Origin of the sequence: Flavobacterium zhairuonense, assembly GCF_004352915.1 — a bacterium.
GTDB classification, from domain to species: Bacteria; Bacteroidota; Bacteroidia; order Flavobacteriales; family Flavobacteriaceae; genus Flavobacterium; species Flavobacterium zhairuonense.
In genome coordinates this window covers 529,259-552,815 of the sequence record NZ_SJSY01000075.1, presented here as the reverse complement: position 1 = coordinate 552,815, position 23,557 = coordinate 529,259, and the positions used below count along the sequence as shown (strand labels likewise).

The window sequence follows — 23,557 nt, the reverse complement described above, 5'->3', positions numbered from 1 at the left end:
TATATAAATATTAAAATCTTAATAATTCGATTAATAGTGGCATTTACCGCATTCTAAACCTCCCATTTGCGCTGCAGTTAATTTCTCTACACCGTATTTTTTAGAAAGTTCAGCGTGAATTTTATCATAGTAAGCATTACCTTCCATCTTAACATCAGTTTTTCTGTGGCAATCCACACACCATCCCATTGTTAATTTAGAATATTGCTTCATGATTTCAAATTCTTGTACCGGACCATGACAAGTTTGACACTCAATTCCCGCAACAGAAACGTGTTGTGAGTGGTTGAAATATACAAAATCAGGAAGATTATGAATACGAACCCATTTTACAGGTTGTGTTTTTCCAGTATATGCTTGTTTAGTTTTATCCCAACCAACAGCATCGTATAATTTTTGAATTTGAGCATCGTAGAAAGCTTTACTGTACTCAGGAGTAGCAGTTGTTTCAGCAACTTCAGAAATATTCTTGTGACAGTTCATACAAACATTCAAAGAAGGAATACCTGCAGTTTTACTAACACGAGCTGCCGAGTGACAATATTTACAATTGATCTCGTTATCTCCAGCGTGAATTTTATGAGAATAGTGAATTGGCTGAATTGGCTCATAGTTTTGATCCACACCAACTTGCATTAAATATCCATAAACAAAATAACCACTAGCAAGAAGCAAGAAAATCGAAGTAACTAACACCAAGAATTGGTTTTTAGCGAAAGCTTTCCAGATCGGCAATCTTTCTTCTTTAGGACCTACTTCGATACCATTTTTATTAGCCACTTTAGTCAATACTTTGTTCACCATGAACAACATAACAACCAAAATAGCCATTACTAGAGCAAGAGCTCCTAAAATAACATTATTAGAAATTGAACCGCTTTCTACGTTAGTTCCCGGAGGAGTCGCAGCACCACCAGCCGCAGCAACAGGTTCAGGTTTTTTCTCAGAAGTATAAGCTATAATATTATCAATATCTCCTTCAGATAATTGAGGAAACGAAGTCATTACTGCCTTGTTGTTTTCTTCAAAAAGCTTAACAGCAGCAGCATCGCCTGATTTAATCATATCAGAACTGTTGTGCACCCACTTGTAAATCCAAGCCATTTCATGCCTTTCAGCAACTCCTCTTAACGCAGGACCTGTTGATTTAGCATCTAATTTGTGACATGCAGCGCAATTTGCATTAAAAAGTTCTTTCCCTTTTACCGGATCTCCACCAGATGTCGCAGCCGGAGCAGCAGCTTCAGGCGCCGCAGGAGCTGCAGCAGGATCTTGAGCAAATGAAGTTAGGGAGAAAATAAGCGTTAGCGATAAGCTAAGCAGCAATTTTCTTGAGATCGAATTATGGTTACCCACCTTTTTCATATAGTATAATAATTATCTACTAATTTTTGGTATGATTTTTACTGTAATAAATTCGTAAAAACTTATACCCTCTTTTAAAACTTGCACAAAAATACGACTTATGAACTATTCTCAAAACCTTAAAATAGTCTTAAATATCAATTTATATCAATTCTAAATAATATTAAAATTTTCCACACAAACTTTAAATAGTATTTTTGCATAAAAACCATCACATTATGAGAATTTTAACCCCTTCAAAAAGAGTTTTCTTCACACTGACTCTATTCACATTAGCATATAATATTCATGCTCAGGATCAAAATTTAACAGTAAATCAAGACCCTAAATTCGAGCAACTATTGATAGAGAAGCGCAAAATTAACACATCAATAAGTACAAACGACACCTACCGAATTCAAATTTTCAGTGGCAAAAGTGACGAAGCGAAGAAAACGTTATCTGATTTCAAAAGAGAATACAGCAACATTGACGGAACGATAATTTTCAATACACCAAATTACAAAGTAATAGTTGGAAATTTCAAAACCAGAATAGAGGCTGAACGAAATTTGGCAGATATAAAAAACAGATACAAAAATGTCTTTTTGCTTAAGCCAGGAAAATAGCCTAATACTTCTAACAAAAAAAAGAGCGAGATTTAATCTCGCTCTTTTTTTTATCTCGTTATTCAAGTTAATTTACCACTTTGATTCCACTCGCCATAAAACGAATTTCTTCTTTAGGCATAGTAATCGCATTTATTTCAGCAGGTGATTTTTTAGCATCTTTTGCATAATGTTTCAACTCATCAACAGAAGTTATTTTTTTCTCTGCATTTCCTTCCAAAACTACATTTTTGCCCTTTAAAGCGGTCGGTACAAAAAATGCGTAGTCTTTCATTTTAACAAAAAAAGAAGATCCATTTTCGGTTTTAATCGTCACCCAACATCCTCTTTTTTCGCAAACATCAGTTACCATTCCCTTTACAGCAACATTCTTTATACTTTTTTGATCTTTAAATTCCCCTTCCAGTTTTTCAACAGAAATTGCTTTATCGACAGAAACACTAGAAACATCATCTCCATAAAAATCACCTACTGTCGCATTTCCTGCTGGTGGAGCACTTTTCTCTACAGCTTCTTGAGAAAAAGACAAAGTAGAAATACCAATAAAAAACAAAGCTGAATATAAAAACTGTTTCATAATCAAATAATTTTAATCAAAAATAGCAAAATTTCAGAAAAACGAACAACTTTACATAAAAGCATTTTTCATCAAGATAACGCATAAAAAAAGCCCCAATTTTCATTGGAGCTTTCTGTATATTAACTAAATATTATTTCAATTTCTTTTTGATTGCCACTTCATGGTAAGCCTCAATAACATCATTAATTTCGATGTCATTAAATCCTTTTATCTGAATACCACAATCGTAACCTTTAGTCACTTCTTTAACATCGTCTTTGAAACGTTTTAAGGCAACTAATTCACCTGTATGAACCACAACTCCATCTCTAATAACTCTAATCTTAGAAGTTCTCAAGATCTTACCATCAGTTACCATACATCCAGCAATAGAACCTACTTTAGAAATTTTGAAAATCTCACGAATTTCAGCATTACCTAAAACTTCTTCTTTCATTTCTGGCGCCAACATTCCTTCCATTGCATCTTTCAAGTCATCGATCGCAGCATAAATAATAGAATAGTAACGGATATCAATTTCTTCTTTATCAGCAAGCTGTCTAGCATTTCCAGCAGGACGAACGTTAAATCCGATGATGATTGCATCTGACGCAGAAGCTAAGTTAACATCGGTTTCTGTAATCGCACCAACACCTTTATGAATAATATTGATTTGAACTTCTTCTGTAGAAAGCTTAGAGAACGAGTCTGATAATGCTTCAACAGAACCATCCACGTCTCCTTTAAGGATTACATTTAATTCTTTAAACTGGCCTAAAGCAATACGACGTCCAATTTCATCAAGTGTAATATGTCTTTGAGTACGAACAGATTGTTCACGCATTAATTGAGAACGTTTAGATGCAATTTGTTTCGCTTCTTTTTCATCTTCGAATACATTAAACTTATCGCCCGCTGTTGGAGCTCCATCCAAACCTAAAACAGATACTGGAGTTGAAGGACCAGCTGACAAAATCGTATGCCCTCTTTCATCATGCATCGCTTTCACTTTACCATGATGTTTACCAGCAAGCATATAATCTCCAATTTTCAAAGTACCTTGTTGTACTAAAATTGTAGAAACATATCCTTTTCCTTTATCTAAGTAAGCTTCAACAACAGTTCCTTGAGCTGCTTTATTTGGATTTGCTTTTAGATCTAAGATCTCTGCTTCTAATAAAACTTTCTCTAGCAATTCTTTAACTCCTGTTCCGACTTTTGCAGAAATATCATGTGACTGAATTTTTCCACCCCAATCTTCAACAAGTAAATTCATACCAGCCAAACGCTCTTTAATTTTATCAACATTCGCATTTGGTTTATCAATTTTATTGATCGCAAATATAATTGGTACTCCCGCAGCCTGTGCGTGCGAAATTGCTTCTTTTGTTTGTGGCATGATATCATCATCCGCCGCTACTACGATAATTGCAATATCCGTAACTTGAGCTCCACGTGCACGCATTGCGGTAAACGCCTCGTGACCCGGAGTATCTAAGAATGCGATTTTTTGTCCGTTATCCAACGTAACTCCATATGCCCCAATGTGCTGTGTAATACCTCCAGACTCACCAGCGATAACATTTTCTTTACGAATATAATCCAGCAAAGATGTTTTACCGTGGTCAACGTGACCCATTACTGTTACAATTGGCGCTCTTGTTACTAAATCTTCCTCTCTATCTTCTACAACTTCTATCGCTTCTTCAATATCTACCGTAATGAATTCAACATCGTAACCAAATTCATCCGCCACAATAGTTAACGTTTCTGCATCTAGACGTTGGTTCATTGTAACCATGATACCAAGAGACATACAAGTTCCAATTACTTTAGTAATCGGCACATCCATCATAATTGCAATTTCACCTACAGTAACGAACTCGGTAACTTTAATAGTTTTACTTCCTTCGTCAAGCGCTCTTTGCTCATCATCAGATTTCTGACGGTGCGTTTCTCTTTTATCTCTTCTATATTTTGCCGCTTTAGATTTCCCTCCTTTACCTTGAAGTTTTTCAAGAGTTTCTCTAATTTGGTTTTTTACTTCTTCTTCTGTTGGCTCAACTTTAGCCACAATTGCAGGACGGTTTCCTTTTACAAATCCAGGTCTTTGGCTTCTATTTGCATTGAAACCACCTCCACTATTGTTATTATTTGGAGTTATCTTATTAGGATTTGGCGTTCCTGGAGCATTGTTATTATTACCTGTTGGTGGCTTTGGCGCACCAGGCATTCCTGGTTTAGGAGCAATTCTTTTACGCTTATTTTTATTTGCGTTGTTTCCTCCCGCCCCTGGCACCCCAGGTTTATTTTGAGCCGCTTTAGGATCTTCTTTCTTTTTCTTTGGTTTATTAAACTGAGACAAATCAATTGTTTGACCCGTAAGAGTTGTTCCTGAAAGCTTTTGATATTGAGTAGTGATAGTCTCTTCTGAAGTTGCCGGATCAGTAGACACGATTGGTTCCTGAGCAACTTTAGACGATTCTGCTTTAACTTCTTTTTTCTCCGTAATAATAGGTTCTTCCTTTTTTGCCTCCACAACCGGAGTCGCAGTAACAGGTTCAGGTTTTACAGTTTCAGCCTGAACTGGTTTTTCTGGCTGCACAGGTGCAGCAACAGTTTTTGGCTCTTCAACTTTTGCTGTTTCCTCAGAAGGAGCAATTGCAGGTTTTTTCGGATTTAGGTCAATTTTACCAACTTGTACAGGTCCTGAAACAACGGCTCTCGCTTTAATTATTTCTTGCTGTTTTTGACGCTCCTCTTCTTGTCTGCGTTTGTCTTCAATTTCTTTCTCACGCTCAACACGCAATGCTTCTTTTTCTTTTCTTTTCTCCTCTCCTACCTCTTTAGAAGCTTCCTTATTCCCCTTATCGCCCGCAAATTGGCTTTGTAGGATATTAAATTCACTGTCAGAAATTTTAGCGTTCGGATTTGCATCAATAGCAATTCCCTTATCTTTTAGATAATCAACAGCTCTTTCTAACGAAATATTTAATTCCCTTAAAACCTTGTTTATTCTTATTACTCTCTCTTCAGACATATAACCTTTTTATTATTACCTTTTTAGTTGTGTTGTTAGAGCAGATATCAGCTATTTTCTAGCTATCAAACTCCTCTTTTAGTATCTTCATAACATCTAGAATCGTTTCCTCTTCTAAATCTGTTCTTCTTACTAAATCTTCTACGTCGTGTTTCAAGATACTTTTTGCAGTATCCAAACCTATTTTTGCAAACTCTTCAATTACCCATTCTTCGATTTCATCAGAGAACTCTGTTAATTCAACATCGTCTTCATCTGCAACAGTTCCAGCCACATCACCTTCGCGAATAACATCTAACTCATAACCCGTCAATTGACCCGCTAATTTAATGTTGTGACCTCCTCTACCAATTGCTTTAGAAACCTCTTCTAATTTCAAGAAAACTTCAGCTCTTTTGCTTTCCTCATCAATTTTGATCGAAGAAACTTTTGCAGGGCTTAATGCTCTTGTAATAAATAATTGAATATTGTTTGTATAATTGATAACATCAATATTTTCATTTCCAAGCTCACGAACAATTCCATGAATACGAGAACCCTTCATCCCAACGCAAGCTCCAACTGGATCAATTCTATCATCATAAGAATCAACAGCAACTTTTGCTTTTTCACCCGGGATACGAACTACATTTTTCACTGTAATTAATCCGTCGAAAACTTCTGGAATTTCTTGCTCAAATAATTTTTCCAAGAACTTCTCTGAAGTTCTAGACATAATAATTTGAGGCTTGTTTCCTTTTAATTCAACGCTTTCAATAATTCCGCGAACATTATCTCCTTTACGGAAGAAATCTGATGGAATTTGTTTTTCTTTTGGAAGCACAATCTCATTTCCTTCATCATCAACCAAGATCACTACTCTTGGGCGTACATGGTGCACTTCAGCTGTATATATATCACCAATAATATCTTTAAATTGTTTGTAAAGATTTGTATTATCGTGTTCGTGAATTTTAGATATTAAGTTTTGACGAAGCGCTAAAATAGCTCTTCTTCCTAAATCAATCAATTTAACTTCCTCAGAAACCTCTTCTCCAATTTCAAAATCCGCTTCAATTTTTCTAGCTTCAGTCAATGTAATTTCTTCATTTTCAAAGTCAAGATCCTCATCTGCAACAATTACTCTTCTTCTCCATATTTCCATATCTCCTTTATCAGGATTTATGATAATATCGAAATTTTCATCTGAACCGTATTTTTTCTTCAATGCATTTCTAAACACGTCCTCTAAAATTGCCATAAGCGTTACACGATCAATAAGTTTATTATCTTTAAACTCTGAGAATGAATCGATTAATGCTAAATTTTCCATGCGAATTCTTTAATTAAAATGTTACTGTAACAATTGCCTCTTTTATCTCTGTATAAGGTATTTGTTGCTCTTTTTGAACTGTTTCTTTTCCTTTTCCTACTTTTTTCGGTTCTCTTGCCTTCCAAGACAAAATTATGAAAACATCGTTAGCTTCTACCAATTCTGCTTCAATTTTTTCATTATTTGTAGTAACAATCAACGTTCTACCAATATTTTTCTTGTATTGTCTAATCAATTTCAAAGGAGATCCTACTCCAACCGAAGCTACTTCTAGCGAAAAATCTTGCTCTTCACGATCCAGATTGTTTTCGATGGCACGACTGATATCAATACAATCCTGCAACGCAACTCCATTATCTCCGTCTAAACCAACACTAATTTTAAAAGAATCCGAAACAGCAAGATCAATCAAAAAGATCGATGGCTTTTCCAGAAGTGCTTCTGTAATTAATTCGTTAACTTTTTCCTTAAATGTCATAATTTTATAAAAAGAGGGGACACTTAGTCCCCTCATTATTTAGATTTTAATAAATAACGATGCAAATATAGTGATTTTTTTATAAATCAAAATAAATTGATTGCTCTAAAAATATTTCTTATCTTTATAAGAGCATTCAAAAACAGATTATTCTAATAATTTAACCCAAAAAATTATGAAACGAATTTTAGTACCTACTGACTTTTCAGAACATGCTGAAGATGCGTTAAAAGTGGCTGCGCAAATTGCTAAAAAAAACAATTCAGAAATTATCATTTTGCACATGCTTGAATTGCCGCACCAAATGAACGATGCCATACTCGGAGGCGCGAGCATACCTGAAACTATGCTTTTTATGAAAAAAGCAAACGAAACACTTGATGAAGTATCTTCAAGACCATATCTGGACGGAATCTCGGTAACTGAAATTGTAAAAATGGACAAACCAATTCACGGAATCCTCCAAGTAAGCAAGGATTATGAAGCTGATTTAATCATAATGGGATCCCATGGCTCATCAGGAGTTGAAGAACTTTTAATTGGCTCAAACACAGAAAAAGTTGTCCGAAACTCCGAAATCCCGGTTTTGGTCATCAAAAAAGACATTTCAGACTTCAAGGTTACCGATATTGTTTTTGCTTCTGATTTTTCTGAAGAAACCAAAAAACCTTTCGCTAAACTACTGAATTTCACCAAATTCTTTGAAGCAAAAATCCATCTGGTAACCATCTGCACGCCAAACAGCTTTAAGCCAACACATATTATGGAAAAAGCAATGAAGAATTTTGTAACAGAATTCGGCATAACCAACTGTACGACTCAGATTTACAACGACACCAATATCGAAAAAGGAATCCTCAATTTTTCAAACAGCATAAACGCAGACATCATAGGGATGTGTACACACGGAAGAACAGGCTTTGCACACTTCTTCAACGGCAGTATAAGCGAAGGATTAGTCAATCACACCGTCAGACCTGTCATTACTCTAAAGATTTAAAAGCAAAATCACTTTAACAGCAATAGCTTCTCAATCGAGAAGCTATTTTTTTTTGCAAAAAAACATGAGCTTTTCAACAAAGTTCAATTGAGCTTTACAACAAAGCCATACATGACATTTATCCGGAAATTTGTCAAATAAAAATTCATTAAATCATACATCATGAAAACAATAGACAAAATTTACATTAACGGAGAATTTACAACACCTAAAGGAACTGAATATTTCGACCTTATAAGCCCAACCACAAATGAAAAGCTCGGAAAAGTTCAACTAGGAAATACCGAAGACACTCAAAACGCAATTGAAGCCGCCAAAAATGCTTTTAAAACTTTTTCTAAAACTAGCACTTCAGAAAGAATTCAATACCTGAAAAACATCAAAACTGCCATCGAAAAAAGAAAAACCGATTTTGTGAACATAATGGTCGAAGAATACGGAGGAACATTTCAATTTGCATCAGTAAGTTACGAATACATGCTAAAGGGATTCGATTCTGCAATTAACTTATTAAACGGCTACGATTTCATCAAAACCATGGGACAATCTGAAGTCCAAATGACCCCAATTGGCGTTGTTGGGATTATAATTCCTTGGAATTCCAGTAACGGATTTATCTCTAGCAAATTAGCTACAGCAATCACCGCAGGATGCACAATTGTTATAAAGCCTAGCGAAATGAGCGCGCAACAAACGCAATTAATGATGGAATGCCTACATGACGCGCAACTCCCTAAAGGAATAGTAAATATCGTGAATGGATTGGGAGAAGTTGTCGGTGCAGAAATCAGTCGAAACCCCGATATTTCAAAAATTTCTTTTACTGGCTCAACAAACGTTGGAAAAATTATTGCCAAAGAAGCGGTCAACACTATGAAACGAGTTACGTTAGAACTTGGAGGAAAATCGCCAAATATTATTTTAGAAGATGCCGATTTATCAAAAGCAATTCCACTTGCCTTGAGCGCTGCATTTATGAACAGCGGACAAGCATGCATTGCTGGAACTCGACTTTTAATTCCAGAAAACAAATTAGAAGAAACCAAATCAATCCTTAAAGAAGCCCTAAAAAACATAATTGTTGGCAACCCAAAAAACAGCAATACCGCAGTCGGACCAATGGTAAGCACAAAACAATACCAACGCGTTCAAGATTATATTCAGACTGGAATTAATGAGGGAGCCGAAATTCTTGCCGGAGGATTAGGAAAACCTAATGGACTTGAAAAAGGAAATTTTGTCAAACCGACTGTTTTTGTAAATGCAAACAATCAAATGCGCATTGCAAGAGAAGAAATATTTGGACCAGTTTTAACCGTCATTACATACAAAACCGAAGAAGAAGCTATTGATATCGCAAACGACACCACTTATGGACTTCAAGCTTATGTAAGCTCATCAGACGAGAAAAGAGCACACCGAGTTGCCTCACAAATCAACGCTGGACGCGTTCAAATAAACGGAATTGGGCACGATCCTATGGCCCCTTTTGGCGGATTTAAGCAATCAGGAATTGGCCGCGAATTTGGAACCATTGGACTTGAAGCTTACTTGGAACCAAAAGCACTTATCAAACCACTATAATCATTTACGATCCGGAAAGTTTTCATGAAAAAAATTTCCGGATCTTTTGTAATTTTACCATTATGACGACAAAATCAAATCCGAAACCAAAAATACTCTACTCCTGCTACTATGCACGCAGCCGAGAAGGAGAACATTTCATTCCAGAACATGTTTTCAGCTATCAAATTTCCGGAGAAATGATAGCTTCAGACAGCAAAAACACCTTTCACTCAAAACCAGGAGATTTTCGCTTCAGCAAAAGAAATCATTTGGCGAAATTCACCAAAATCCCACCAGAGGGAGGGGAATTCAAAACCATATCACTTTTTTTAGATCAGGAAATTCTTCGCGAAGTAAATAAAGAATACAATTACAAAACAAGCAAAAAAGTCGATTCTGAAGCCATGATCACATTAGCTCCAAATCCGCTCTACAAATCCTTCATGGAATCGCTGATAACCTATCTCGAAGTCGAGCAAGAAAGTAACGAAGCCTTATTTAATTTAAAAATCAAGGAAGCGATTCATCTTTTATTAAAAGTAAATCCTGAATTAAAAGACATTTTATTTGATTTTACTGAACCCGGAAAAATCGATCTGGAAGCATTTATGAACAAAAATTTCCATTTCAATGTACAAATGCACCGATTCGCCTATCTTACTGGAAGAAGTTTAGCAACTTTTAAAAGAGATTTTCAAAAAATATTCCAACAAGCGCCTGGAAAATGGCTCTTAAACAAAAGACTTCAAGAAGCTTATTATTTAATTAGCCAAGGAAATCCGCCATCAGAAGTTTATATTGGCGTAGGATTTGAAGACTTATCCCATTTTTCATTTTCATTCAAAAAGAAATTCGGTATCGTTCCATCTTCATTAAATCACAAATAAGCCTTCTGCAATAAGCCTTCCAAAAAACACGTCTTTCCCTATAAGTTTCCCGCGGTTGAAACCACGGGCTATATTTAAAATAAGACACATAAAACTTTGCGAACTCAGCATTCTTTAAAAAGATACTTAGCGCACTTTGTGTATACGTTAGCGTGCTTTGCGATAAAAAAACATCTAGAAAACATCCTAATTTAAAGCATAAAAAAAAAGCCTCTCATTTCTGAGAGGCTTTTCTGTTGGTCTACTAGGACTCGAACCTAGAAAGACGGCACCAAAAACCGTAGTGTTACCATTACACCATAGACCAGCAGTGCTGTAAAGCGGGTGCAAAATTAGAACTTTATTTGTCTTATGCAAATTTTATTTGAAACTTTTTTGCATAAAAAAAAGCCTCTCATTTCTGAGAGGCTTTTCTGTTGGTCTACTAGGACTCGAACCTAGAAAGACGGCACCAAAAACCGTAGTGTTACCATTACACCATAGACCAGCAGTGCTGTAAAGCGAGTGCAAATTTAAGGCTTTATTTAGTTTTTGCAAACTTTTTAAACAAAAAAAATCATTTTTTTTGTTTTTTTTCACATTCAAATCTCAACAAGTTCCAGAATCATCTCATTGACAACATATTACTTTTAATATAGAGTTTTATAGAATTTTTTGTTAATGCTCGTTTCTTTACACAAAAAAACATTTTCTTTGTAGGATAGAAAACATACAAAATTTTAACACCTAAATATGGCACAATTCAATTTCAATAAATGGAATACTATTATTGGTTGGTTTGCATTTGCAATCGCTTTAATTACTTACACTTTAACCGTCGAACCTACAATGAGTTTTTGGGATTGCGGCGAATATATTGCCACTGCAGCCAAACTTGAAGTGGGCCACCCGCCGGGAGCACCTTTATTCCAGATGATGGGAGCTTTCTTTGCCATGTTTGCTATTGATGCACAACATGTAGCCGTAATGGTTAATATGATGTCTGTGTTTTCTAGCGCATTTACAATTTTATTCATGTTCTGGTCTTCTTCTATGATCTTAAAAAAGATTGTAGCTCGTTTTGCAGAAATCAACCAAAACAATTCTATAGTTATATTAGGAAGCTCTTTTGTTGGCGCTCTTGCTTACACTTTTTCAGATAGCTTTTGGTTCAATGCGGTTGAAGCAGAAGTTTACGCAATGGCATCTTTATTAATTGCATTGCTTTTCTGGCTTGGTCTTCGTTGGGAACAAGATATGGACAAACCAAAAGGAAACAAATGGCTTTTGATTATTTCATTAGTTGTCGGACTTTCATTTGGTGTTCACTTTATGGCATTATTGACAATTCCATCTATAGGTTTTCTTTACTATTTTAAACACTACGAAAAAGTTACTATTAAAAATTTCCTTATTGCCAATGTAGTTGTAATTGGAATTTTGTTGTTCATCTTCAAATTGCTTTTGCCTTTAACGATGGCTTTCTTCGGAAAAACTGAAATTTACATGGTAAACAACATGGGACTTCCTTTCAACTCAGGAACTATTTTTGTTGCGTTGCTTTTTGTAGCTTTCTTCTACTTTGGATTAAAATTCACCAAACGAAAAGGACTTATTTTTTACAATACCATTATCCTTTGTATTTTATTCATCTTGATTGGTTTCTCTACTTGGATGATGCTTCCGGTTCGTGCAAATGCAAATACCGTAATCAACGAAAATAAACCATCTGATGCTACTGAGGTTTTAGCTTACTACAATCGTGAGCAATATGGTGTAAATCCTTTATTCTATGGTCCGCAATACACAGAAGTTTTTGCAGGTCTTGACGAAAAAACACCATACTTAGACAAAAAACCAAACTACGAAAGAGATTATAAAACTGGTAAATACATCATTACTAACAATTACAAAAATGCAGATCAAAATTCTGATGACAATCAAAAAACGATTCTGCCAAGAATGTGGAGCACTGAAACTGCTCATATTCAAAACTATATCAACTTTACAAATCCGCCGAAATTCAGAATCAACCCAAATTATAATTATGAGGAAGATTTAGCAAAATACGGAATTGACGCAAGCCAATTAAGCGAAGATGAATACAACAAAGCGACTGCTCAATTAAGAAACGAAGTTGAGAAAACAGTTTCTGAATTCAGAAAAGCTTATGCTCAAAAACAAATCGACAACGAAGGCTACGTTAAGTTCTTAAATAGTTATAAAGATTATTTAATTATCGAAAAACCAACCGCGACTGATAATTTCAGTTTCATGTTCGAATACCAATTTGGATATATGTACTGGAGATATTTAATGTGGAATTTTGTTGGACGACAAAGCGATGTTCAAGGAAAATACGACAATCTTGACGGAAACTGGATCAGTGGAATCAAGCCTCTTGACTCAGTGCATTTAGGCTCTCAAGAAAATTTGCCTTCAGATGTTTTAAACAACAAAGGACGCAATGTTTATTATTTCCTTCCTTTCATCTTAGGACTTATTGGAATAATGTACCACGCAAATAAAGACCTTAAGAGCTTTTATGTGCTTTTAGCATTGTTCTTATTTACTGGAATCGCGCTAAAAATTTATTTGAACGAAAGACCTTTTGAACCTCGTGAAAGAGATTATGCACTTGTAGGATCATTTTATGTTTTTGCCATTTGGATTGGTTTTGGAGTTTACTCTTTATATGAAAGCATCCAAAAATATCTTGCTCCAAAAATTGCCGGACCAGTAATTATTGCCGGAAGTTTATTAGCAGCTCCAATTTTAATGGCTTCTCAAAACTGGGATGACCATGACAGATCTGGAAGATATACAGCAGTTGCAATGGCGAAAGCTTATTTAAGCTCATGCGACAAAGATGCTATTTTATTTACTATTGGAGATAACGACACATTTCCGCTCTGGTATGCTCAAGAAATAGAGCATTTTAGAACCGATGTCAAAATCGTAAATACGAGCTTGTTCATGACAGATTGGTATATTGATCAAATGAAAGCCAAAGCTTATGAATCAAATCCATTGCCAATATCATTCACACATGAAGATTATGTGGGAGATAAATTGGATTATGTGGCTTACATCCAAAAAATTGACACACGTTGGAACATTAATGATTTTATCGATTTTATTAAAAACCCAAAATCGACTGTTGGTCTTCAAAACGGGCAAACAATCCACTTTTATCCAACAAACAAAATCAGAGTTCCTGTTGATAAAGATGCTATCATCAAAAACAAGGTTATCAACCCTAAATACAACGATTCTATTGTTCCTTATTTGGATATTGACATCAAAGGAAGCGCGATATACAAAAACCGCTTAATGATGCTTGATATCTTGGCTAACAACAACTGGAAGCGTCCAATTTACTTTAGCGGCGGAGCTTTTGATGACGAAGATTATTTATGGCTGAAAAACTATCTGCAGCTAGACGGAATGGTTTATAAATTAGTTCCAATCAGAAATGTTCCATCAAAAGATGGTGGCCCAATGGATATGGGACAAATTGATGCAGATAAAATGTATGATATTGTAATGAAATGGGATTGGGGCAACAGCGAAAGCGATAAAATTTATCACGATCCTGAAACCAGAAGAAACAGCATCACGTACCGCACAAACTTATCTCGTTTAATGGATCAGCTCATTGCGGAAGGCAAAATTGACAAAGCTAAAAACGTAATTAATTTAGCAATGACAAAAATGCCGTTGGACAAATTTGGCTATTATTCACTAGTGGAACCTTTCACAAATGGATATTACAAAGTTGGAGAAACTGCAAAAGCACGAGAATTGCTTAATAGATTAGTCAAAAAATACAATGAAAACCTGAACTATTATGCAACATTACCTCCTGGAGACCAAACTGATCTTGCTATTGATATTATTACTGATATTGAGCGCTACAGAAGTCTTTTGCAAGTAATGGATCGCAATAACGACAAAGCGTTCTACGAAAAACACAAAAAAACATTCAATACATATGTAAATGTATTCGAACGTTTTGGACGTGAAAAAGAATAATAATATACGAAAAATATACTGATTAAAAAAATGCAGTGCTGTTAGATAAATAGCACTGCATTTTTTAATTTTACAGTATCTATAAATCCATTCAAAATGAGCTTTTATTGGGTCAAAACTAATTCATTTATAAAAAAGGTGTTTTCTAAGTATTGTTGGGATATCCCGAACAAGGAAAAGAAAATATACCTCACTTTTGATGATGGCCCAACTCCAGAAATTACAGACTGGGTTTTGTCTGAATTAAAGAAGTTCGATGCAAAAGCTACTTTTTTCTGTATTGGAAAAAACATCAATGCAAATTCTTCCTTATTTGAAAAATTGATCGCAGAAGGACATGCTATTGGAAACCACACCATGAATCATATCAATGGATGGAAAAGCCAAACTAACGATTATATTGAAAACGTAAAAAATTGCGCCTCGATTTTAGCCAATGAGAAAAAACTAAACAGTTTGCTGTTTCGTCCTCCTTATGGAAAAATAAAAAAAGCACAGTCCAAAATATTGCGCAGCTTAGGCTACAAGATAGTAATGTGGGATGTTTTAAGCGCTGATTTCGATCAATCGATCACGCCAGAGAAATGCCTTGAAAATGTGACTAAAAATGTAACTTCGGGAAGTGTAATTGTTTTTCATGACAGCATAAAAGCATCGCAAAATTTAAAATTTGCATTGCCAAAAACATTACATTTTTTAAAAGAAAATGGGTATGCTTTTGATGTTATTCACTAAATAACATCAAAAAAAAGATTTAATTATTGATTGAACTGCTCTTGAACAATTCCTATAATTGTATTTGCATCAAGCTCGCCTGACTGCCTCCAGATCATTTGTCCTTCTTTATAAATCATTAGCGTCGGAAGACCTTTAATACGAAGAGCCTCAGCTAGTTCTTGATTCTTATCTACATCAATTTTGATTACTTTGGCCTTATCACCAAGCGCAGCAGCAACGTCCTTAATTACAGGATGCATAGATACTGAAGATTCATTCCAATCTGTGTAAAAGTCGATCAACACAGGGACTTGAGCATTTATTAGTTCTCCAAATTTTGACATAAAACCAAAAATTTAAATTTTTTAATTTACTACAAAGAGGCAAATATTCTACAAATGTAGCATTTTTAACGAATTAAGCCACATTCTTGCCCTTTTTTAGTTCAATCACTGTTATTTCTGGCATAATGCCAACTCGGCCTGGATAGGCGTGAAAACCAAATCCGCGGTTAACATAAACGTATCTTCCGGCAGTTTCGTATAAACCAGCCCATTGTTTATAAATATACTGCGCCAAACTCCATTTAAAATAGCCCGGAATCTCAATTCCAAACTGCATTCCGTGCGTATGCCCAGCCAATGTTAAATGAAAGTTTTTAGGGTGATCTTTAATTTCGGCGTCCCAATGACTTGGATCGTGGCTCATCAAGACTTTAAAATCTTCTTTAGCAACATTTTCAGAGGCTTTATTTAAATCTCCAGCCTTTTTGAAATTGACTCCCCAGTTCTCTACTCCGATTAAAGCGATTTTATCATTGCCTTTTTGAATATAAGTATGTTCGTTCAGCATTAGTTTAAAACCAATTTGACCATAAAGTTTTTTGATTTCTTGAAAGTTTTCGTCCTTTTCTTTTTCTGATGGCCAAGTCACATATTCACCATAATCATGATTTCCTAAAACTGAAAATTTTCCATATTTATAATCTTTGATTCGGCTAAAAGTCTCCAGCCACGGATGCATTTCTTTTGCATGCGTATTTACGATATCGCCAGTAAACAAAATCATATCGGCTTCTTGATCATTGATCAAATCGATGGCATAATTTATCTTTTCAGGATTATCAAAACTGCCGCTATGAACATCTGAAATTTGTGTAATTTTAAAACCATCAAAAGCATCTGGCAAATCTGGAAAAAAGACAGTCTGCTTGATTACTTTGAAATTATATTTTCCTTCAAAAATTCCGTAAATCAAAGACAAAAAGGGCACAGCCGCCAAACCTAAAGCAATTTGACTAATGAACTTTCTTCTGTCTGGCATTATTTCTTTTCTTGGCGCATTATACATGAAATAATTCAAAAGGCTTGCACCAATTCTAAAAATGTCTTCACCAAACATTACCAATGTAAGAACGATTTTTGGAACATAAACCAAAAGCATTAACCCCATTGTAAACATGGTTTGCTTGGTCTGCCCTACTGAACGGTCAAACTGAGTAAAAGAATAAATGATAAAGGCTAAAAGAAGAAAACTTATGAGTTGATAACTTACTAAAACCCATCTCGTTTTAATTAAAGTACGAAAGGCCTGATAGGAATAAAATTCAATAAATAGAAAAAGGGCACAAAGAATTATAAAACGAATGATCATTAGTTATAGTTTTAAGCAAAGTAACAAAGAATGAAAATTTTATTGCTTTTTATTATCAAAAATTTAACTCAAAAATAAAGAACAAAAAGCTGGCAGATTTCTCCACCAGCTTTTTCTCTACCAAATTTTTTAAAACCTTTTATAATCCACACAAAGTCTGCTGCCAAGGCAAACTTATTTTTTTATTTTTGAGTTTTTGCCGCTTCTGGCTTAGTTGCCTCTGCTTTTTTAGCTTTTTTGTCTGCTTTTTTCTCTTTTGCTGGAGCTTTAGCTTCTTTTGCTGGAGCTGCTTTAGCTTGAGCTGGAGTTGTTTGAGCATTTACCATTGCTACTGTTCCTAGAACAGCTACTGCAACCATTACTATTTTTTTCATAACTAAAAATTTTACTGATTTGTTTATTACTTCTATTATTATACCTCAAAGATAGAATCACTAAATGAAGACAAAATGAAGATTAAACCATTTCAAAAAAATTAACTTTTAATTATGTTTTAGAGGCTCAGGAACGATCAAAGTGAATATTGTACCAACATTAATTTCTGACTCTACTTTGATTTCAATATGGTGAAAAGAGGCAATACTTTCGGCAATTGCGAGCCCTAAACCCTGCCCGTCCTGATCTGAACTGATTCTAGCAAATCGATTAAATATTTTTTCAAGATGCGCCTCACTCATTCCAAGACCTGTATCTGTTATGGAAATAAAATAACGCCCTTTTTCAAAACCATCTTTGGCAATAATTTTTCCGTTTGGGCGATTGTATTTTATGGCATTGGTAACCAAATTATAAATCAAAATATGAATCAGCGTTTTGTTTCCTGTAAAAACATAATCGTGCTCCATTTTATTTACAAACTCAATTTCTCGATCTTCAATTCGATCTTCTAAATCTTCCTGTAAGTCATTGACAATTTCATAAAAATTAATCTCTTCATTTGCTTCATATTGATTGTTTTCAATTCGGGAAATCAGCAACAAATTATTGATTATTTTTTTCAGCATGTCCAATGTCTTCATTGATCCAACTATTTTATCAACCGCATTATCATCTAAAGATTCATTTTGCAATAAATTTTCGAATTTATTTTTCAGCAATGCAATTGGAGTGAGCAATTCGTGAGAAACGTTTGAGATGAATTGTTTTTCTTTCTTAAAAAGCTCTGTAATTCGATCCATCATTTGGTTTAACACCAAATCAAGTTCTCTAAAATCTCTAGAATTTGCTTTTATCGGAGTATGATCAAAAGCTTCTGGCTCGTTGACACGCTTTATTTTTGTATCAATGATTTTATAAAAAGGTTTTAAAAGATATTCAATATAAACGGTATCTGCCAAAAAAGTAACGAGCAGAATAACCACCAACACAATAATAATAAAGAATCGAATAATGAACGTCAAGTCATTTACTTCGCTGAGGCTACTACCAATTTCCAGCTGATAACCTTGATTTTCATAAGTAAAATGATATTGCAGAATTCGATATTCATTTTCTTCTCCTTCAATAATTCGGTATTCATTATTGAAAAAAGTCTTTTTATCATTATCTTTTATAGGAATTTTAGAAAGAACCAAAAATTCGCTGTGTAGTGTCGAAAATTGAGAATAGGTTTCGGTTGAATCATCGGCATTCTGAATAAAATCATCTATTTCTTTTTTATTCAAATGATCAATGAATTTTTTCTTTTTTTCAACCAAGCCGTTATTGATATGCCTGTAAACCACATTTTCGACCAAAATGGGCAACATCAGCCATAAAATCAAAATCACCAACAATCTTGTCAGTGCATTAAAAATAGCCAACTGGTGTTTTATCTTCACAAATTTGTCTTTTTATTCATTGATTCGATAACCAACATTTCTAACCGTTTCAAACCAATCTATTGTGGTATGTTTATCTAATTTTTTTCGAAGATTTCGTACATGAACATCAATAAAATTAGAATCGGAATTGACTTCTAGAATATCGCCCCAAATATGCTCTGTCAATTGAAGTCTTGTAATAACTCGGTTTTTGTTCAGCACTAAATATTGAAAAATATCAAACTCTTTTTTGGTTAAACTAATCGGCACTTCATTATAACTGACTTTATAATCTTGAAGCTGCAGCAAAAATCCGTGAATGCTTAAATTGTTCAAAGTAAAACCATGAATTCTGCGAATCACGGCAAACAATCTCGCACTAAGTTCAGTCAATGCAAAAGGTTTTGTCAAATAATCATCAGCGCCTAAATGCAGACCATTTATTCTGTCATCTAATTCACCACGAGCCGTCAAAACAATAACAGCCATTTTTGACTGTGTTTTTCTTACCGCTTTCAAAACCTCAAAACCATCGCCATCCGGCAATCCTAAATCAAGAAGCATCGCATCAAAATCATTCCCAGCTACTTCTTCAAGAGCTTCATCACAAGTATGTGTAATTTTACATACATAACCTGCATTGCACAAAAAATCATAAACTTCGACCGCAAGTTCCTTATTGTCTTCAACAATTAAAATATTCATAATCTGTAGCTATTAAGCGCAATTAAATTTAAGCAATTTTAAAAAATCCCGACGACTATTATTAAAAAATTAACGATTAAAAAAGCCGACAAATTTCTTCGTCAGCTTTTTCAACCGCATTCTCCATAACCATTATCCCTGTTTTGTTTTCTAACCATGAATCTGAAAACAAATCAAAAACAAATGCTGTTATTTCATAGTTGAAGCTTCTGTTTTTGGAGCTTCAGTTTTTGCTGATTTTGCTTTTTTATTATGATGTTTAGAATGTTTAGCTGCTTTTTCCTCTTTTGCAGGTGTTGCTTTTGTATCTTGCTGAGGAGTTGCTTTTACTTCTTTTCCAGGAGCTTTCTTAACTGGAGCTGGAGCTGCTGTTACCATTGCACTTGTTCCTAAAACTGCGGCGATCGCCATAAATAAATTTCTCATGATTTCTAAGTTTTTTAATTAATTGATTTTATTCTTTAAAATTTTTTATTTTACTTTTTTACTTTTGCTGTTTCAGCTTTTGGAGCTTCACTTTTTTCTGATTTTGTTTTTTTATCAGATTTGTTTTTTGGGTGTTTTGTTGCCGTAACCTCTTTCACAGGTGCTGTTTGTTGGTTTTTCGCAGGAAAAGCATGAACCATTGCACTTGCACCTAAAACTGCCACTAATACCATCAATAAATTTCTCATGATTTCTAAGATTTAAAAATTAATACCTTTTATTTTACACTTCAAAATTACTTTCGCAAAATGAAGAAAAAATGAAGAATTCTTACAAACTGAATTATTTAACGAGACATTAACGCTTTGCTGTTTTTTGAACCATATAAGTCATATAAGTTTCATTTAATTTAACAATATACAAACAGGCGCACTGCAGTGCGCCTCTACAATGAGCGTCTCTACAGTGCATACCTTGCTAAAATGAACTCATATAACTTATATGGTGGAAAAAAAATCTCGTTAGTCTAATTTTTGAGAACCCAATTGTTTATTTTTACAGACTAATATTTTTAATATGTCAACTCAAAAACGCCTTTTTCTTCTAGATGCTTATGCATTAATTTTTCGTGGTTATTATGCTTTTATAAAAAACCCGAGAATCAACTCAAAAGGAATGGATACATCTGCAATTATGGGCTTCATGAACTCACTTTTGGATGTTATTAAAAGAGAAAAACCAGATCATTTGGCTGTCGCTTTTGATAAAGGCGGAAGTACGCTTCGAAATGATTTATTTCCTGAATATAAAGCAAACCGTGATGTAACGCCCGAAGCAATCAAAATTGCTGTTCCTTATATATGCGAACTTTTAAAAGCAATGCATATTCCTATTATTGAAGTTGAAGGTTTTGAAGCCGATGACTTAATTGGAACTATTGCTAAGCAAGCCGAAAAACAGAATTACAAAGTTTTTATGGTAACTCCCGATAAAGATTTTGCACAATTAGTTTCTGAAAACATCTTCATGTACAAACCTGCCCGAATGGGTAACGGAATCGAAATTTGGGGCGTTCCTGAAGTTTTAGAAAAATTTGAAATCGAAAGACCAGAACAAGTAATTGACTTTCTTGGAATGATGGGCGACGCCGCCGATAATATTCCTGGACTTCCAGGAGTTGGCGAAGTTACAGCCAAAAAACTTTTGAAAGAATTTGGCACAATGGAAAACCTTTTGGCAAATACTGACAAGCTGAAAGGCAAAATGAAAGAGAATATTGAAGCAAACAAAGAAAAAGGTTTGCTTTCTAAAACATTGGCAACTATTTTATTAGATTGCCCTGTTACTTTTGACGAAAATGATTATGAATTATCGCGTCCGGATATTGAAAAAACCGAAGCTATTTTTCAAGAATTAGAATTCAGAAGAATGGCAGAGCAATTTGACAATTTGTTCAAAACAGATGGAACACAAACCGCAGCTCCCGAAGTTTCTGATGCTAAATTGTACAAAAAGCCACAACCAAAAAACGAAGATCAATTTGATCTGTTTGGAAGCGCTTCCGCAGATGAAGATTCAGAAACTCCAAAAAATTCATTCTACAGCACTCTATCAGACACACCACACTCCTATCAGAGTGTTCAAGGAGATTTGGGTGTGAAATTGTTATTGCAGAATTTACAGAATCAAACTTCAGTTTGTTTTGACACTGAAACTACTGGAATTGATGCTTTGCACGCTGAATTAGTCGGAATGTCTTTTTCATATGAAAAAGGAAAAGCATTTTATGTTCCGTTTCCAGAAAGCCAAGAAGAAGCTAAAACTTTGATCAACAAATTTGTTCCGTTTTTTGAAAATGAAAACATTGAAAAAATTGGGCAAAACTTAAAATACGATCTAAAAATCCTTGCTAATTATGGCGTCACAGTAAAAGGAAAACTTTTCGATACGATGATTGCACATTATCTGATCAATCCTGATATGCGTCATAATATGGATGTTTTGGCCGAAACCTATTTGAAATATTCTCCTAAACCAATTGAAGATTTGATTGGCAAAAAAGGAAAAAATCAGCTTTCGATGCGCGATGTTCCTTTGGAAGATATTAAAGAATACGCCGCCGAAGATGCAGACATTACTTTACAATTAAAGGAAATCTTCACGACAGAACTAGACAAAACCGAAACCAAGAAGTTATTTGATGAAATCGAAATTCCATTAGTGAGCGTTTTGGCCGCTATGGAAACTGAAGGAATTCGTTTAGATGTTGATTTCTTAAAAGGAATGTCTTCTGAAATGGATGTCGAAATCAAATCTTTGGAACAAAAAATATACGAAACTGCCGGCGAAAAATTCAATTTGGCTTCACCAAAACAATTAGGAGATATTCTATTTGAAAAAATGAAGATCGGCGGCGCAAAACAAAAGAAAACCAAAACCGGTCAATATGCAACTGGAGAAGAAGTCTTGACTTATTTGGCTAACGAAAATCCAATTGTAAAAGATATTCTGGACTGGCGCCAAATGGTAAAACTACAAAGCACTTATATTTTGGCTTTACCTGAGCAAGTGGACAAAAAGACACAACGCGTTCATACCGATTATATGCAGACAGTTGCTGCAACGGGACGTTTGAGCTCTAACAATCCGAACTTGCAAAATATTCCGATTCGTACCGAAAGAGGACGCCAGATTCGCAAAGCTTTTGTCGCTCGCGATGAAAACTACACTTTAATCTCTGCCGATTATTCTCAAATTGAATTACGAATCATCGCCGCTTTAAGTGGTGAAGAAAACATGATAAAAGCGTTCCAAAATGGAGAAGATATTCACAGATCAACAGCCGCAAAAGTTTTTGATGTTGCTTTAGAAGATGTGACCCGTGAGCAAAGAAGCAACGCCAAAACAGTAAACTTCGGAATTATATATGGTGTTTCTGCTTTTGGATTAAGCAGTCAGACTTCATTATCTCGAAGCGAAAGTGCCGCTTTGATTGATGCTTACTACAAAACTTATCCTAGATTGAGATCATTTATTCAGGAACAAATTGAATTTGCGAGAGAAAAAGGATACGTGCAAACCATTTCAGGCCGACGCCGTTATTTAAAAGATATCAATTCGGCAAATGCAGTTGTTAGAAGTGCCGCTGAACGAAATGCAGTTAACGCGCCAATTCAAGGAAGTGCCGCCGATGTGATTAAAATTGCAATGATCAACATTCATAAAAAATTACAGGACGAAAACTGGAAATCTAAAATGTTGCTTCAGGTTCATGATGAGCTTGTTTTCGATGTTCACAATGACGAACTCGAAAAAATCCAGCCAATGATTAAACACGAAATGGAAAATGCATTTAAAATGTCGGTTCCACTAGAAGTTGAATTAGGAATGGGTAAAGATTGGCTAGAAGCGCATTAATAATTTTA

The 23,557-nt window shown here is 34.8% G+C and carries 19 protein-coding genes and 2 tRNA genes; 7 read left to right on the top strand and 14 right to left on the bottom strand.

The genetic code is table 11. From position 1 onward, the window contains the following. Nucleotides 1–30: 30 nt before the first annotated feature. Nucleotides 31–1,365, bottom strand: coding sequence for a c-type cytochrome (locus tag EYY60_RS18990; protein WP_132990848.1), 1,335 nt, complete (start codon nucleotides 1,363–1,365; stop codon nucleotides 31–33). Between the two features lie 218 nt (nucleotides 1,366–1,583). Here EYY60_RS18990 and EYY60_RS18985 point away from each other — a divergent pair, with 218 nt between their 5' ends. Further along, nucleotides 1,584–1,973, top strand: coding sequence for an SPOR domain-containing protein (locus EYY60_RS18985; RefSeq protein WP_132990847.1), 390 nt, complete (start codon nucleotides 1,584–1,586; stop codon nucleotides 1,971–1,973). A gap of 67 nt (nucleotides 1,974–2,040) precedes the next feature. Here EYY60_RS18985 and EYY60_RS18980 read toward each other — a convergent pair whose 3' ends face one another. The 4 genes from EYY60_RS18980 to rimP all read right to left on the bottom strand — a co-directional run bounded on the left by EYY60_RS18980 (nucleotide 2,041) and on the right by rimP (nucleotide 7,362). Next, nucleotides 2,041–2,550, bottom strand: a complete 510-nt coding sequence (locus EYY60_RS18980) for a DUF4920 domain-containing protein (protein WP_132990846.1) — start codon at nucleotides 2,548–2,550, stop codon at nucleotides 2,041–2,043. Nucleotides 2,551–2,683: 133 nt separating this feature from the next. Beyond that, nucleotides 2,684–5,572: a translation initiation factor IF-2 gene (gene infB / locus EYY60_RS18975; RefSeq protein WP_132990845.1), complete on the bottom strand. Its 2,889-nt coding sequence runs from the start codon at nucleotides 5,570–5,572 to the stop codon at nucleotides 2,684–2,686. 58 nt (nucleotides 5,573–5,630) lie between these two features. Then, nucleotides 5,631–6,884, bottom strand: a complete 1,254-nt coding sequence (gene nusA / locus EYY60_RS18970) for a transcription termination factor NusA (protein WP_125722262.1) — start codon at nucleotides 6,882–6,884, stop codon at nucleotides 5,631–5,633. A 13-nt stretch (nucleotides 6,885–6,897) separates the two neighbouring features. Then, nucleotides 6,898–7,362 (bottom strand): ribosome assembly cofactor RimP, encoded by a 465-nt coding sequence (gene rimP, locus EYY60_RS18965; protein WP_162847905.1) that lies wholly within the window; start codon nucleotides 7,360–7,362, stop codon nucleotides 6,898–6,900. A gap of 175 nt (nucleotides 7,363–7,537) precedes the next feature. Between rimP and EYY60_RS18960 the strand changes: the two genes are divergently transcribed. The 3 genes from EYY60_RS18960 to EYY60_RS18950 all read left to right on the top strand — a co-directional run bounded on the left by EYY60_RS18960 (nucleotide 7,538) and on the right by EYY60_RS18950 (nucleotide 10,815). Then, on the top strand, nucleotides 7,538–8,362 hold the full coding sequence (locus EYY60_RS18960) for a universal stress protein (RefSeq protein ID WP_132990843.1): 825 nt from the start codon (nucleotides 7,538–7,540) through the stop codon (nucleotides 8,360–8,362). A gap of 162 nt (nucleotides 8,363–8,524) precedes the next feature. After that, nucleotides 8,525–9,946, top strand: a complete 1,422-nt coding sequence (locus EYY60_RS18955) for an aldehyde dehydrogenase family protein (RefSeq protein WP_132990842.1) — start codon at nucleotides 8,525–8,527, stop codon at nucleotides 9,944–9,946. A gap of 62 nt (nucleotides 9,947–10,008) precedes the next feature. After that, nucleotides 10,009–10,815 carry a helix-turn-helix domain-containing protein gene (locus EYY60_RS18950; RefSeq protein ID WP_132990841.1) on the top strand — a complete coding sequence of 269 codons (807 nt, stop codon included), beginning with the start codon at nucleotides 10,009–10,011 and terminating at the stop codon, nucleotides 10,813–10,815. Nucleotides 10,816–11,051: 236 nt separating this feature from the next. On the opposite strand, the gene EYY60_RS18945 is transcribed toward EYY60_RS18950, so the two are convergent. Both EYY60_RS18945 and EYY60_RS18940 read right to left on the bottom strand, forming a co-directional pair. Beyond that, nucleotides 11,052–11,122 (bottom strand) — tRNA-Gln (locus EYY60_RS18945). 109 nt (nucleotides 11,123–11,231) lie between these two features. Then, nucleotides 11,232–11,302, bottom strand: a tRNA-Gln gene (locus EYY60_RS18940). A 245-nt stretch (nucleotides 11,303–11,547) separates the two neighbouring features. On the opposite strand from EYY60_RS18940, the gene EYY60_RS18935 reads away from it, so the two are divergent. Next, nucleotides 11,548–14,829 (top strand): glycosyltransferase family 117 protein, encoded by a 3,282-nt coding sequence (locus EYY60_RS18935; protein WP_132990840.1) that lies wholly within the window; start codon nucleotides 11,548–11,550, stop codon nucleotides 14,827–14,829. Nucleotides 14,830–14,925: 96 nt separating this feature from the next. Beyond that, nucleotides 14,926–15,564, top strand: coding sequence for a polysaccharide deacetylase family protein (locus EYY60_RS18930; protein ID WP_132990839.1), 639 nt, complete (start codon nucleotides 14,926–14,928; stop codon nucleotides 15,562–15,564). 23 nt (nucleotides 15,565–15,587) lie between these two features. Here EYY60_RS18930 and EYY60_RS18925 read toward each other — a convergent pair whose 3' ends face one another. The 7 genes from EYY60_RS18925 to EYY60_RS18895 form a co-directional block, all read right to left on the bottom strand. Then, the gene (locus EYY60_RS18925; RefSeq protein WP_026728605.1) at nucleotides 15,588–15,890 is read right to left on the bottom strand and encodes a thioredoxin family protein; all 303 of its coding nucleotides are present in this window, start codon (nucleotides 15,888–15,890) and stop codon (nucleotides 15,588–15,590) included. Between the two features lie 73 nt (nucleotides 15,891–15,963). After that, nucleotides 15,964–17,199, bottom strand: a complete 1,236-nt coding sequence (locus EYY60_RS18920; protein ID WP_132990838.1) for a metallophosphoesterase — start codon at nucleotides 17,197–17,199, stop codon at nucleotides 15,964–15,966. 182 nt (nucleotides 17,200–17,381) lie between these two features. After that, nucleotides 17,382–17,573, bottom strand: coding sequence for a hypothetical protein (locus EYY60_RS18915; protein WP_132990837.1), 192 nt, complete (start codon nucleotides 17,571–17,573; stop codon nucleotides 17,382–17,384). Nucleotides 17,574–17,681: 108 nt separating this feature from the next. Next, nucleotides 17,682–19,019: a sensor histidine kinase gene (locus tag EYY60_RS18910; RefSeq protein WP_235832362.1), complete on the bottom strand. Its 1,338-nt coding sequence runs from the start codon at nucleotides 19,017–19,019 to the stop codon at nucleotides 17,682–17,684. A 12-nt stretch (nucleotides 19,020–19,031) separates the two neighbouring features. After that, on the bottom strand, nucleotides 19,032–19,706 hold the full coding sequence (locus tag EYY60_RS18905; protein ID WP_132990836.1) for a response regulator transcription factor: 675 nt from the start codon (nucleotides 19,704–19,706) through the stop codon (nucleotides 19,032–19,034). A 189-nt stretch (nucleotides 19,707–19,895) separates the two neighbouring features. After that, the gene (locus EYY60_RS18900) at nucleotides 19,896–20,132 is read right to left on the bottom strand and encodes a hypothetical protein (RefSeq protein WP_132990835.1); all 237 of its coding nucleotides are present in this window, start codon (nucleotides 20,130–20,132) and stop codon (nucleotides 19,896–19,898) included. Nucleotides 20,133–20,182: 50 nt separating this feature from the next. Next, nucleotides 20,183–20,380 carry a hypothetical protein gene (locus EYY60_RS18895; protein WP_132990834.1) on the bottom strand — a complete coding sequence of 66 codons (198 nt, stop codon included), beginning with the start codon at nucleotides 20,378–20,380 and terminating at the stop codon, nucleotides 20,183–20,185. A gap of 328 nt (nucleotides 20,381–20,708) precedes the next feature. On the opposite strand from EYY60_RS18895, the gene polA reads away from it, so the two are divergent. After that, on the top strand, nucleotides 20,709–23,549 hold the full coding sequence (gene polA / locus EYY60_RS18890; RefSeq protein ID WP_132990833.1) for a DNA polymerase I: 2,841 nt from the start codon (nucleotides 20,709–20,711) through the stop codon (nucleotides 23,547–23,549). The last annotated feature ends 8 nt before the right edge of the window (nucleotides 23,550–23,557 follow it).